9 protein-coding genes are annotated in these 12556 nt (G+C 72.5%); 3 read left to right on the top strand and 6 right to left on the bottom strand.

Annotated elements, in window-relative coordinates; translation table 11 throughout:
* Positions 1-112 precede the first annotated feature (112 nt).
* Complete coding sequence (locus DFJ69_RS18825; protein WP_116023807.1) at positions 113-3259, bottom strand: ATP-binding protein; 3147 nt, start codon at positions 3257-3259, stop codon at positions 113-115.
* A gap of 117 nt (positions 3260-3376) precedes the next feature.
* Between DFJ69_RS18825 and DFJ69_RS18820 the strand changes: the two genes are divergently transcribed.
* Both DFJ69_RS18820 and DFJ69_RS18815 read left to right on the top strand, forming a co-directional pair.
* Positions 3377-3877 carry an NAD(P)H-dependent oxidoreductase gene (locus DFJ69_RS18820; protein ID WP_116023806.1) on the top strand — a complete coding sequence of 167 codons (501 nt, stop codon included), beginning with the start codon at positions 3377-3379 and terminating at the stop codon, positions 3875-3877.
* A 16-nt stretch (positions 3878-3893) separates the two neighbouring features.
* Entirely contained in the window at positions 3894-5453 is a 1560-nt protein-coding gene (locus DFJ69_RS18815) for an MFS transporter (RefSeq protein WP_116023805.1), read from the top strand.
* A 71-nt stretch (positions 5454-5524) separates the two neighbouring features.
* Here the strand turns inward: DFJ69_RS18815 and DFJ69_RS18810 are convergent, their stop codons facing one another.
* From DFJ69_RS18810 to DFJ69_RS18795, 4 genes are all read right to left on the bottom strand, one after another.
* Positions 5525-6751, bottom strand: a complete 1227-nt coding sequence (locus DFJ69_RS18810) for a lipase family protein (RefSeq protein WP_245974451.1) — start codon at positions 6749-6751, stop codon at positions 5525-5527.
* Between the two features lie 18 nt (positions 6752-6769).
* Positions 6770-7867, bottom strand: a complete 1098-nt coding sequence (locus tag DFJ69_RS18805) for a serine hydrolase domain-containing protein (RefSeq protein ID WP_116023804.1) — start codon at positions 7865-7867, stop codon at positions 6770-6772.
* A 338-nt stretch (positions 7868-8205) separates the two neighbouring features.
* A complete protein-coding gene (locus DFJ69_RS18800) occupies positions 8206-8799 on the bottom strand; it encodes a DUF2867 domain-containing protein (protein WP_116023803.1) in 594 nt (197 codons plus the stop codon).
* A gap of 561 nt (positions 8800-9360) precedes the next feature.
* Positions 9361-9738 (bottom strand): hypothetical protein, encoded by a 378-nt coding sequence (locus DFJ69_RS18795; protein WP_116023802.1) that lies wholly within the window; start codon positions 9736-9738, stop codon positions 9361-9363.
* Positions 9739-9943: 205 nt separating this feature from the next.
* Here DFJ69_RS18795 and DFJ69_RS18790 point away from each other — a divergent pair, with 205 nt between their 5' ends.
* Entirely contained in the window at positions 9944-11989 is a 2046-nt protein-coding gene (locus DFJ69_RS18790) for an ATP-binding protein (protein ID WP_342769867.1), read from the top strand.
* Positions 11990-12036: 47 nt separating this feature from the next.
* On the opposite strand, the gene DFJ69_RS18785 is transcribed toward DFJ69_RS18790, so the two are convergent.
* Entirely contained in the window at positions 12037-12405 is a 369-nt protein-coding gene (locus tag DFJ69_RS18785; RefSeq protein ID WP_116023800.1) for a hypothetical protein, read from the bottom strand.
* Between the last annotated feature and the right edge of the window lie 151 nt (positions 12406-12556).

Genomic DNA, 12556 nt, shown 5'->3' with positions numbered 1-12556 from the left:
GGAGCGATCTTGAACGTACCGAGGCGGGCGGCCGGAGACCATGGAGGTGGAGACGACGACAGGACCCCCGGACGCGTCAAGATCCAACAACGTGATCGCGGAGGGTTGCTTATCAGACGGACTTCGGGTCTACTTCGGACTCGTCCTGAAGGGCGCCCTTCTCGTGCTCGACGGCGAAGGCGTCGGGGCCCAGGGCGGCGCGGGCGGCGGCGGTGATCCGGTCGACGTCCCCCCGCTCCCCCGCCGGGAGCGGAGCGCCCGTCGACTCCCTGATCGCGCCGGCGGTGCCGAGCAGCCGGGCCGCCCGGTCGTGGCGGCCGGCGACGGCGCAGGCGCCCGCCAGCCCTTCCAGGGCGAGGGCGACGGCGCGGCGGTCACCGGACTTGCGGGCCGCGTCGAGCCCTCGCAGATGCAGGTCACGGGCCGTGTCGGCGGCTCCGCGCAGCTCCGCGACGAAGCCCAGCTCGGCGAGGATGAGGGACAGCGCGATGTCCGAGCCGATCCGGGTGTTCCAGTCCAGCCACCTGCGCATCAGGGTCTCGGCCTCGTCGAGTCGACCCTGCCGTCGGAGGCTCAGGGCCAGGCCCAGTCCGGCGAACTCCTCGCCGAGCGCGTACGCCTGCTCGGCGGCGAGCTTCATGGCCCGTCGGTGCAGGTCGTCGGCCTGCGCGTGGTCACCGTTCAGCAGGGCGATGCGGCCGAGCGAGGAGAGGCGGTCGGCCACGTCGGTCCACAGTTCCAGGTCCTCGGCGATCCGCAGGCCCTCGCGATGGAGTCGCGCCGCCTGCTCGTACTCGCCGACGATCTCGTGGTACTGGCCGAGGGCGAACCCCGCGTGCAGCCTGCCCCACCGGTCGCCCAGCGCGCCGAACAGGGCCATGCTCTCCTCGGCGTGCTCCCGCAGGCGGGTCAGGTCGCTGCGCAGCAGGGACTGACGGGCCTGCGTGCTCAGCGCGGCGGCGATCCCCCACTGGTCGCCGAGGGCCTGGAACAGGGTGAGCGCCCGACCGGTCTGCGCCTCGCTCTCGGGCGGATCCCCGACCCCCAGCCTCGCCACGGACAGGAACCATTGCGCCCGCGCCCGCCCGGCCAGCGCGTCCAGGTCGCCGGGCCTCGTCGCCGGGGGAACGGACCCGCCCGGTGCGGTGACCTCGCCCATCCGGAACTGGAACGCGGCCCGCCAGGTCTGCGCGGTGCCCACCGCGTCCTCGGGGCCGCCCCCCGTGAGGGCCAGCCCGAACGATCGGGCCCCCTCGCTGAGCCGGCCGCGCAGCACCCAGTACCAGGCCAGCGAGTTGACCAGCGGCAACGCCCCGCCGTTCCGCAGCCGGACGGCGGTGTCGAGGGCCGCCCGCAGGTTGGCGGTCTCCGCGTCGAGGCGGCACAGCCACTCCCGCTGGGCCGGGCCGCGCAGGTGGACGTCGGCGGTGGCGGCCAGCGCCGAGTAGTGGCGCAGGTGCCGCAGCTCGATCTCGTCCAGCTCGCCCGCCTCGCGCAGCCGTTCGCGGCAGTAGGCGGCGACCGACTCGAGCAGCCGGTACCGGGGGCCGTCGCTGCGGTCGCGGTCGGACACGGCGACCAGCGAACGGTCGACCAGCCCGGCGAGCAGGTCCAGGACGTCGAGGCCGTCCTCGCCGCACACGGCCTCCGCCGCCCGCAGCGTGCAGCCGTCGACGTGGACGGCCAGCCGGCGCAGCACGGTCCGTTCCTCGGGGTCGAGCAGCTCCCAGCTCCAGTCGATCACGGCCCGCAGGGTGCGCTGGCGGGCCGGGGCGTCGCCGTACCCGGCGGCCAGCAGCCGGAACCGGTCGTCCAGCCGCGCCGCGAGTTCGTGGACGCCGAGCGCCCGTACCCGGGTGGCGGCCAACTCCACGGCGAGCGGGATGCCGTCCAGCCGCCGGCAGATCGCGGCCACCGCCTCGGCGTTGCCCGCGTCCAGCGCGAAACCGGGCGCGCCGGCCCTCGCGCGTTCGGCGAACAGTCGTACGGCGTCGGCCTCCGTCAGCGGCGGAACGCTCCACAGCAGTTCACCGGCGACACCCAACGGCCGCTGACTGGTCGCGAGCACGCGCAGCCCGGGAACGGCCCGCAGCAGCGCGGCGGCGAGCGCGGACGCCGACCCGATCACGTGCTCGCAGTTGTCCAGCACCAGCAGCAGGCGCTGGGCGGCCAGCGCCTCGGCCAGCGAGTCGGCCGGCGTCCCGACCGGCACGGTGCCCTCGTCGCGGATCCGCAGGGTGGCGGCGACGTGATCGGCGACCTCGTCGCGCCCGGCCGTTGCGGGCAGGGATCCCAGCTCGACCAGCCACACGCCGTCCGGGTACGCCGCGCCGAGCCCGCGCGCCGCCTCCACCGCCAGCCGGGTCTTGCCGACGCCGCCGGCCCCGGTCAGCGTCACCAGCCGGCCCGCGCCGAGCAGCGCGCCCACCTGGCCGACGGCGTCGGACCTGCCGATCAGGTCGCTGAGCGGGGCGGGCAGGTTGGACGGCGGGGCCTCGGCGGGCGGCGCGCCGAGGGACGGGTCCTGGCGCAGGATCGCCTGGTGCAACGCGGCCAGCTCAGGGCCCGGGTCGACGCCCAGCTCGTCGGCGAGGCGCTCGCGCAGGTCGCGATAGCCGTCCAGCGCCTCGTTCTGGCGGCCGGCCCGGTAGAGGGCGCGCAGGTGGGCGGCGCGGAGTCGTTCCCGCAGTGGGTGCCGGGCCACCAGGTCGCCGAGTTCGTCGGCGAGCTGGCCGTGCTCGCGCAGGTCGAGGCGCGCCTCGGCCTGCTCCTCCAGGGCGGTGAGCCGCAGCTCCTCCAGCCGGGTGATCTCGGGGCCCGCGAACTCCTCGTCCGCGAAGTCGATCAGGGCCGGGCCCCGCCACAGCGCCAACGCGTCGCCCAGCAGCATCGCGCGCTCCTGCGGGGAGGCCGCCGTGCGGGTCCGCGCCAGCAGCCCCTGGAAACGGCCGATGTCGACGGCGTCCGGCTCGGCGTCCAGCAGGTAGCCGGGGGCGCGGGACACCACCAGGCCCCGGGCGCTCGGCTCGGCGTCGTCCAGGGCCCGCCGGAGCTGTGAGACCCGGCTCTGCAGGGCCCCCGCCGGGTTGGACGGGAGGTTCTCGCCCCACAGGTGGTCGATCAGCCGGTCGGCGGGGACCACGCGGCCCGCCTCGACCACCAGTTCGGCCAGCAGCGCGCGCACCTTCACCTCGGGGATCCGGACCGGCCTGCCGTCCGAGGTCCATACCGCCAGTGGACCGAGCACCCCGAAACGCATGCCGGCCAGCGTATCCGAGCACTCCGGAGCCGATCCGGAGCGGGTCCGCAGCCGGTCCGCAGCGGACCCGAAGCCCGGCGGCGCAAGGTGGCGACCAGAACGAAGGGAGGTGACCGGATGGACCCGCTGCACCTGGCGATCCTCATCGGCGGCCCGCCGGACCGGGCCCCCGCCGAACGGGTGGCCGAGCGCGCCTACCGGCGGGGCGACCTGGAGGTGGACCTGATCGACCTCACGGCGGCGTGCCTGCCGGAGGTGCCGCCCTGCGGGCTGCCGACACCCTCGGCCGTCCGCGACCTGGTCCCGTGGCTGGCGGCGGCGGACGGCTTCGTCGTGGTCGTCCCGGAACGCCGCTCCGGGCCGCTGGTGAACGCCCCGGGCTGGTACGCCGACCAGCTCCGGGCCAAGCCGGTCGCCTTCCTGGGCCACGGCGGGGCGCGACCGGCCGAGCGGCGGCTCCGCGCACTGTTCGCGGCGGTCCCCGCCGTGACGGTCCGCGAGGCCGCCGGGTTCGGCCGCCGTGACACCGACCGGGTGCTGGACGAGCTCGCGTGGTGGGCCCGCCCGCTGCGCGAGGCCCGGGCGAAGAACCCCTACCCCCCTCTGCAAACCCCCTGAACGAGAGAAGAGACCCATGTCCGTGTCCGTACAGACACCCGCACGGGCGGGAGCCCGGGAGTGGCTCGGCCTGTCCGTGCTGCTGCTCCCCACCGTGCTGCTGTTCCTGGCCATGACCGTGCTTTTCCTGGCCACTCCCGAGATCGCCGCCGACCTGTCGCCCGGCAGCGGTGAGCTGCTGTGGATCAACGACATCTACGGGTTCATGATGGCCGGGCTGCTGGTCCCCATGGGGACCATCGGCGACCGGATCGGGCGACGCAGGATCCTGATGTTCGGCGCCGCCGCGTTCGGGCTGGCGTCGCTGGCGGCGGCCTTCGCGCCCAACGTCGAGCTGCTGATCGCCGCGCGTGCGGTGATGGGCGTCGGCGCGGCGGCCGTGATGCCGTCCACCCTGTCCCTGATCAGCAACATGTTCACCGACGCGCGGCAGCGCGGCACCGCGATCGGCCTGTGGGCGGCGTCCATCTCGGTCGGCGTCGCGGTGGGACCGCTGGTCGGCGGGCTGCTGCTGGAGTCCTTCTGGTGGGGCGCCGCCCTGCTGATCGGCGTGCCCGTGATGGCGCTGGTGCTGGTGGCGGCTCCGCTGGCGGTGTCGGAGTACCGCGCGCCGCAGGCCGGCGGGCTGGACTGGGTGAGCATCCCGCTGTCGATCGCCACCCTCATCCCCTTCGTGTACGGCATCAAGGAGCTGGCCAAGCACGGGGTGAACGGTGTGGCCGTGGCGACCCTCGCGGCCGGTCTGGTGTTCGGGGTGCTGTTCGTCCGCCGTCAACTCCGGCTGGAGAACCCGCTGCTGGACGTCCGGCTGTTCGGGAACCGCACCTTCAGCGGGGCCCTGGGCGTCTTCCTGCTCTCGGCGATCGCGCTCGGCGGCGTCTACCTGCTCTTCACGCAGTACCTGCAGTTGGTGGCGGGGCTGAGCGCGCTGGAGACCGGTCTGCGGATCCTGCCCGCCGCGCTGGCGCTGGTGGCGGTGTCGATGCTGTCGCCGGTGATCGCCCGTCGGGTGCGCCCGGCGTACGTCCTGGCGGTGGGAACGGCGTTCTCGGTGGCGGGCTACCTGGTGCTGACCCAGGTCGACGCGCCCGGGGAGGCGCTGCTGCTCACCGGGTTCTACCTGCTGTACCCGGGCATCGCCCCGACCATGGCGCTGACCACGAACCTGGTGATCGGCTCCGCGCCGCCCGAGAAGGCCGGGGCCGCCTCGGCGGTCAACTCCACCGCCAGCGACCTGGGCGTCGCCCTGGGCATCGCGCTGCTGGGCAGCATCGGCGCCGCCGTCTACCGGAGCGAGATGCCCTCCGGGGTCCCCGAGGAGGCCGCCGACACCCTGCCGGGTGCGCTCGCCGCCGCCGAGGGCCTGTCGGCCTCCGCCGCCCAAGCCGTCCTGGAGCCCGCCCGAGTGGCCTTCACCAGCGGCCTGAACGCCGCAGCCCTCGTCGCGGCGGTCCTGGCGGCCGGCTCGGCCCTCCTCGCCCTGACACTCCTCCGCAGGCTCCCGCCCTCCGGCACCCCGAGCCCGGCACCCGCCGCCGAGGAGAAGGCACCTGAACCGGTCGAGGTGGTCGCCTGACCCTCACCGACGACGAAGACGAGCGGGCCCGTACGAAACGGGCCCGCTCGCCGTCGTTCACAGCGAGGCCGTCAACAAGAATTCGGCGGGGTCTTCCCTGCGAAGCGGTCGTTCAGGTAGCTGACGGCGGCCGGGGAGCGGCGGACGGCCTCCAAGCCGTGTTCGCCGAGCCAGCTCCGGACGATCTGGATGGTCGCGCCGCCCGCGCACCAGGTCTTGGTGAGCGTGTTGGCCTGGCCGATCGGCACGATCTCGTCGGTGACGGCGTGGTAGTTGAAGATCGGGGCCTTGGGCGTCGCGGCGCCCATGGTGTCCTTCTTCAACACCGCGGCCACCGACGGCACCGACAGCGGGTCCGGCACGGTGGTGGCGCTGGCGAGCCTGCGGAACGGGAACTTGCCGAGGATGTCCGGCAGGCACTTGCCCGCCACGGTGGCCATGTCGATGCGGCCCTGGGCGTTCAAAAGGCCCTCGATGCCCGCCTCGGGCCACTCGGTGTGAATGCCCCAGGTCGCCGCGAACACGAACCCGGCGGGCGCGCGCCCGTCCAGGAACCGTGCCGTGGCGGCGGGGTCGGCGGGTGTCCCGCCCATGGCCACGCCCGCGAGGGTGACGTCGGGGGCGTACGAGGGCTGGAGCTCGGCCGCCCAACCGGTGGCGTGGGCCCCGCCGGAGTACCCGGTCAGCCCCCACTGGCTGGAGGCGAGTCCGGCCTCCTGGAAGCTGCGGACCGCCCGGATCCCGTCGAGGACGGAGTGGCCGGCGCGCGGCCCCGCCATCCACGCCGACTTGAAGCCCTGGTGGTCGGGGATCGCCACGGCCCAGTTCTTGTTGAGCAGCAGCCCGGCCTCCGACGACCCGCCGCCGGTGGACAGCTTGTACGACGGGGCGCACTGGATGCCGGTGGAGTCCTCGGCGAACTGGACGGACACGGCGGGACGGGGCCCGGTGCCCTCCCACGCCTTGGTGGGGACGGCCAGCGTCGTGACCTCCAGCGTCGGCCGCCCGTGGGAGTCGTTGGACCGGTAGGAGATCTGCCAGGCCCGCACCTCCACGGACAGCTTCAGGGTCAACGGGCGGGTCGCGACGATCTGGCCGGGCCGGTAGGCGCCGATGTCGGCGGGGGCGAGATAGAAGGGGTCCTTGTCCGGCGTCACCGAACCGGGCGCGGGGTCGGCGGCGGCGACGGGCTCGGCCCATGCCGGCACGGCCGTTCCGCTCGCGGCGAGTCCCGCCACCAGCGCGGCGCCCGCCAGGCTCCTGGCCAGCCGCCTTCGAGGGGTCGTGCGTTCCATCATGTGCTCCTCATCCGCCGACTAGCGGGTACGGGCGACTTCGGCCGCGATGGCGCGCATCGCGGGAAGGGTCTCGGACTCGGCGAGGCTGAGCAGCACGCTCTTGGCGATGACCACGCGGTGCTTGACCGACACGTAGATCATCTGTCCGCCCAGGCCGCTGGCGTAGTAGCCCTCGGTGCCGTCGATCCACCAGTGCAGCCCGTAGTTCGAGGCGACGCCGGACGGCTTGACCGACTCGGCGACCCACGCCTCGTTCAGGACCTGGCGTCCCTCGGCCTTGCCGTTGTTGAGCATCAGCAGGCCGAAGCGGGCGAAGTCGCGTTCGCCGGCGTAGAAGCAGCAGTAGCCCAGGCTGTTGCCGTTGCGGTCGTTGGCGATGTCGACCGTGTCCGCCATCCCGGCGGGCTGCCACAGCTTGTCCTGCACGTACTTGTGGAACGGCACGCCCGTCGCGCCGGCCACGACCAGGGCGAGGACCGCGCTGTTCATGCTGGTGTAGTTGAACTTGCTGCCCGGCTCCCACGTCCGTCGCTGCATCGCCGCGATGGTCGTGGTGGGCACGCCGAGGATGACCTGGGCCTGGAGCGCGGGGGCGTTGCCGACCTCGTTCCAGTTGATGCCCGACGACATCCGCAGCAGGTTGCGGATCGACACGTCGCCGTAGGCGGACGTCGCCAGCTTGGGGACGTACTTGGCGACCGTGTCCTCCAGCGACGCGATCTTGCCGTCCTGCATCGCGAGGCCGATGGCGACGGAGGTGAACGACTTCGCCATCGACCAGGACTGGAACTGCGAGTCCTTGGTGAGACCGGCGGCGTACCACTCCTTGACGATCTTGTTCCCGTCCAGGACGACCATGCCCTGCGCGGCCCGCGAGAGGTAGTCCTCCAGCGTCTTGGTCTGGCCGTCGTAGGTGTAGGTGACCTTCAGGTCGCGCGGCGCGTCGGTCAGGTCGAGCGGGTCCGAGGACGGCTTCACGACGTCGAAGCCGGGGAACTTGACCGCCGGGCCCGCCTGGACGGCGGCGGCGGTCGCCGGGGCGGCCTGCGCGGGGGTTCCCGCGACGCCGACGGTCAGGACGGTGGCCAGGGCCAACGAAAGGGATCTGCGGCGCATGGGGGACTCCGTGGGGTGGACGCCGAGGGGCCGGTGCCACCCGAAGCGACAAAGCGAAAAAGTCTCACTTCAAAGCGGCGTACCGGACGGTAGTCCGACGCGACCCACCCCACAAGGCACCCGAGTGACAACTGTGATTCTCCACAGCTTCATCGAGGCACGCATGTGGACCGCTCCCGACACGAGCGCGCCCACCGGGGCCGGATTGACGGTTTTCAGCCATTACATCCGAGCCCGTTCCTTCAATTTCGAACACCGCGTCACCTCTGGATACGGAACGCGATATCGGCATCACGGACCGGGACGGACCCGACGCGCGTCAGGCCCCGCCTCGGGCCTCAGGCGAGGAGACGCGCGCGATCTCGCCAGGCGCGCTCCCACTGCCGGGTCAGCATCGGGTAGATGATCAGGTAGCGGAACGGCGCGATGCACGCCATGTACAGCCGCCCGAACCGGCCGTTGGGCTTGACGAGGGCCGCCATCCGCAGTTCGTATCCGCCGTCGCCGGTCGCCACCCAGCCCAGGTGCATGAGGGTGTGGACGGTCTTGTTCGCCAGTTCGCGGACGGCCTCGTCGTCGAGTTGGTACACGTCGGTGAACGGGTCGGAGCAGGGGTCGACCCCCTCCGCCGTCCGGGCGAGGTCGGGCGGGAGGCGGTCGCGCAGCGAAGGAACCCGCCCGCCCAGACTCGCCTCGGGCGCCTCCCACCCGAACAGGGCCCCGAGCTTCCAGCGCACCGCGAACAGGAACCTGACCACGACGGGCTCCTTGACGGTGTCATAGGCCCTCCGCAACGCGGCGAGCATCACGGGAAAGTCGTCCTTCCCGGCCCCGGGGGTACGAAAGGACCACACGTCCTCGACCCGAAAGTCACGGGTGAACTCATGGATCCGCCAGGGCCGCGCCGTGTGTTCGGACTTGGGCACTTTCATCCGCCGACCTCCATGTCCGGGGCCGCAGGCCGAGCAAGGCCCAGCGCCCAGTGAGCCTGGAACCCGGTGACCACCGCCACCCACGAGATGGAAGGTTCCATGCGCCCACCATCGCCGACCACCTGCGGGCCCCAGATCCCCCGCGCGACCCGATCGACTCCCTCTCCGGGGGGAGACCGAGCCTGCGAACGGGCCGCGCGGCCTGATCAGGGCCGGCCGGGGTCAGGCGTTCGGCTCGGCCTGGATGCGGGTGGGGGCCGACCATCATCACCTCACTGGCCGCCGCGTGTGGGTGACGCCGATGCAGCCCCGAGGAAAGGTCATCTGCGCGCGGCCCGCACCGCCTGGTCGAAGATGCCGAGGTCGTAGGCCGCGGTTTCCCTTCGGCCGTGCCTGAGCAGCGAATATGCGGCATAAGCGAGGCCGGGATCACGAGACTGCGTTCGATGGAGGCCATAGGTGACCGAAGCCAATTCGGTCGCGAGAACCCCCGACCGCGCGGCGTCGAATCGCCGGCGGGCGGGGGCGGGTGCGGAAATCTCGGTCAGACGGGGCGGATGGTCAGCCGACCGCCAGGCTGTGCTGGTACCAGTTGGCGTGGAAGACCGACCCGTTGATGTCCGGGTACTCGATGAAGGGCTCCGAACCTCCGTCCGGAACGGTGACCCTGTCGGTGTCGCGGGGAACGTAGTCGCCGTTGACGAGCTGATACCAGACGATCGTGTAGGTCGAGCTCTTGCCGTCGTTGCCCTTGTCCGTCAGGGTGCCACGCACCCCGTCGAGCGAGATGTAGCCGGTCACGTTGGCGAACGTCCTGTCGATGGTGAACGGGTTCTCGTTCGGCAGCGGGTCCGCGGCGGCGGTGCCCGGGGCGGCGAGCGCGGCCACGGCGGCGGCGGCCGGGATCGTGATGGCGGCGGCGAGTTTGGCGAAGCCCATGGTCGACTCCTGTGTCGCGGGAGGGACATTGTTTCCCTCACCTGTCGAAACACACGATCGGATCGATCGCCGGCCACTCTCCAGACCGGTTCATGCCCGATATCTGCCCAGTGGGTGTGAACAGTGCTCGAACCCGCCGGGTAGGGTCGCGTCATATGGGAAACGGGGACTCGCGCAATGGCGCACGGCCACTTCTCCGAGCACGGTGAACGGCGAGGTGGAGACGATCGCCGACCGGTTGCACAAGGCACGTCGGAATCGATTCGTCGGACGTGAAGCGGAACTGGAGACGATTCGTAGGGCACTGGCCACCGAGATACCGCCTTTCGCGGTCATGTTCGTTCACGGGCCGGGCGGGGTCGGGAAGACCGCGCTGCTCAACGCGGCGGCGACGGTCGCGCGGCGGGCGGGGGCGGCCACGGTCCACCTGGACGCGCGTGCGATGGAGGGGTCGCGGACGGCGTTGGCCTCGGCGGTGGCCTGGCCGGAGCCGGTGACCGGTCGGCGGGTGCTACTGCTGGACTCCTACGAGCGGCTCGCGACGATGGACGACTGGGTGCGGGAGCGGTTCCTGCCCTCGCTGCCCGCCGGGACCCTGGTGGTGATCGCCGGGCGGGAGCCGCCGCGGCCGGAGTGGATCTCCGATCACGGATGGCGGGAGCTGCTGCGCACGGTGCCGTTGGACAATCTCCCGCCGCGGGACGCCGAGGCGTTCCTGCGGGCCGAGGACGTTCCGGAGTCGCTGCACGGGCCGGTGATCGCCGCGACGCACGGGCATCCGCTGGCGCTGGGGCTGCTGGCCGACGTCCTGTCCCAGTGCCCCCGCGCCGGCGACCTGCCCGCCGTCGAGTTGGGCGACGCGCCGGACGTGGTGCGGCTGCTGCTCGATCGTTTTCTGGAGGGCGTGCCCACACCCCGGCATCGGCGCGCCCTGGAGGTCTGCGCGCACGCGCTGGTCACCACGGAGGAGTTGCTCCGCGCCGGGCTCGGCGACGCCGACGCCGACGACGCCGGTGAGCTGTTCGTCTGGCTGCGGAGGCTGTCCTTCGTCGAGGAGGGCCGTGAGGGGCTGCGTCCGCACGACCTGGTGCGCGAGGCGCTCGACGCCGATCTGCGCTGGCGCGACCCCACCGGCTACCAGACGATGCACCGGCGGATCCGCGATCATCTGGCCGAACGGCTGCGCACCGCCTCCGGGCCCGAGCAGCGGCGCATCGTCACCGAGCTCACCTACCTGAAGCGGGCGAACCCGGTCCTGCGGCACCTGATCGACTGGTCGAGCCTGGCCACCCACACCGCGGACGCGATGGGTCCCGACGACCGGGCCGCGCTGTTGGCGATGACGGAACGGTACGAGGGCGCCGCGTCGGCGGAGCTGGCGGCGTTCTGGATGGATCGGCAGCCCGAGGCGTTCGTCGTGGCCCGCGACGTCCGGGGAGAGGCGGTCGGCTACGGCTGCCGGCTGCGCCTGGACCTGGCGTCCCCGGAGGATCTGGCGGCCGACCCGGGCACCCGGGCGATGTGGGAGTACGTGCGGCGGCACGGTCCGCCGCGGCCCGGCGAGGAGGTCGCCGCCAAGCGCTTCTTCGTCGATCGCGACGAGCACCAGAGCGCCGCGTGCGCCGCCGGGGTGGTGATCGTCGAGTTCCTCCAACGGCGGCTGGCCAGTCCCCGGCTGAGCTGGGACCTCGTCGGGTCGTACCGTGACCTCGACGGCCGTCGGGAGACCTTCGCGTTCAAGGGGTTCCACCGGGCGGCGGAGGCGGACTTCGAGGTCGACGGCGGACGGCACTACGTGTTCGCGCGCGACTTCCGCAACGGCGGCCTGGACGCCTGGGTCGCTCTGATGCTGGAGGGCGAGGACGCGCTCCCGGTTCCCGCCTCGTCGTCATCGGGGGCGATTCTGCCGCGCACGGACTTCGCCGTCGCGGTGCGCCGGGCGCTGCGCGATCTGCACCGGCCGGACGCGTTGGCCCGCAATCCCCTGAACGCCTCCCGAGCGGTGCAGGAGCACGAGGGTGGGCTCGCGGGCCTCCTCCGAGAGGCGGCCGCGACCCTCGGCGCCGACCCTCGCGGCCTCAAGGCGCACCGCGCCGTGGACCGCACCTACCTGCGCCCCGCCCCGACCCAGGAACGGGCGGCGGAGGTGCTCGGGCTGCCGTTCAGCACCTACCGACGCCACCTGACGACCGGTATCGACCGCATCGTCGAGACCCTCTGGCAGCGGGAGCTGTACGGGACGCCGCGCTGACCCCCGACGGCCGGCACCCGCGTCGGCCGGCCGCCGGGGGCGCTCTGTCAGGCGCCGGTCAGCGTGTGGACGTAACGGTCGGCGACGAAGCGAACGCCGTTGCGCTCCGGGTACAGAACGAAGGTTCTGGTCTGGCCGTCCGTGACGGTGATCTGGTCGTTGTCCCACAGCACGTACGAGCCGTTGACGAGCTTGTACCAACTGATGCTGTAGGTGTTGGACCCGTCGCCGATGACGGTGTCCCGTACGGTGCCGCGCACCATGTCGCGGCAGACGTTGCCGTACGCCTGGGCGCCGCTCGTGGTCTTGGTGAACGGCTCGCAGTCCACGTCCGCCGAGGCCGCGGTGGGGGCGGCGAGCACGGCCAGCGCGGCGGCGGGGACGGCGATCGCGGCGAGTGTCCTGGTGAGGCCCATGTGCGACTCCTTGGTCTCGGGAGGGGTCTGTCCCCTCACTCGTCCCGACCACGGTGCGGCCGATTCCGGATCACTCTCCAGGTCGCTTTCTGACCGATTTCCGCTCATGGGCCTCGAAGTTTGTTCGGTTTCTGCGACGTAGGGTGCGGAA

The organism is Thermomonospora umbrina (genome assembly GCF_003386555.1).
In the GTDB taxonomy this organism is placed as follows: Bacteria; Actinomycetota; Actinomycetes; order Streptosporangiales; family Streptosporangiaceae; genus Thermomonospora; species Thermomonospora umbrina.
The sequence above is the reverse complement of the archived record's forward strand: the minus strand, read 5'-3'. Positions and strand labels throughout refer to the sequence as shown.

What these genes read in the sequence shown, in the direction of transcription:
- DFJ69_RS18815 (WP_116023805.1), top strand. Translation starts at nt 3,894, where the DNA reads ATGTCCGTGTCCGTACAGACACCCGCACGGGCGGGAGCCCGGGAGTGG.
- DFJ69_RS18805 (WP_116023804.1), bottom strand. Translation starts at nt 7,867, where the DNA reads ATGCGCCGCAGATCCCTTTCGTTGGCCCTGGCCACCGTCCTGACCGTC.
- DFJ69_RS18820 (WP_116023806.1), top strand. Translation starts at nt 3,377, where the DNA reads ATGGACCCGCTGCACCTGGCGATCCTCATCGGCGGCCCGCCGGACCGG.
- DFJ69_RS18800 (WP_116023803.1), bottom strand. Translation starts at nt 8,799, where the DNA reads ATGAAAGTGCCCAAGTCCGAACACACGGCGCGGCCCTGGCGGATCCAT.
- DFJ69_RS18795 (WP_116023802.1), bottom strand. Translation starts at nt 9,738, where the DNA reads ATGGGCTTCGCCAAACTCGCCGCCGCCATCACGATCCCGGCCGCCGCC.
- DFJ69_RS18810 (WP_245974451.1), bottom strand. Translation starts at nt 6,751, where the DNA reads ATGATGGAACGCACGACCCCTCGAAGGCGGCTGGCCAGGAGCCTGGCG.
- DFJ69_RS18785 (WP_116023800.1), bottom strand. Translation starts at nt 12,405, where the DNA reads ATGGGCCTCACCAGGACACTCGCCGCGATCGCCGTCCCCGCCGCCGCG.
- DFJ69_RS18825 (WP_116023807.1), bottom strand. Translation starts at nt 3,259, where the DNA reads ATGCGTTTCGGGGTGCTCGGTCCACTGGCGGTATGGACCTCGGACGGC.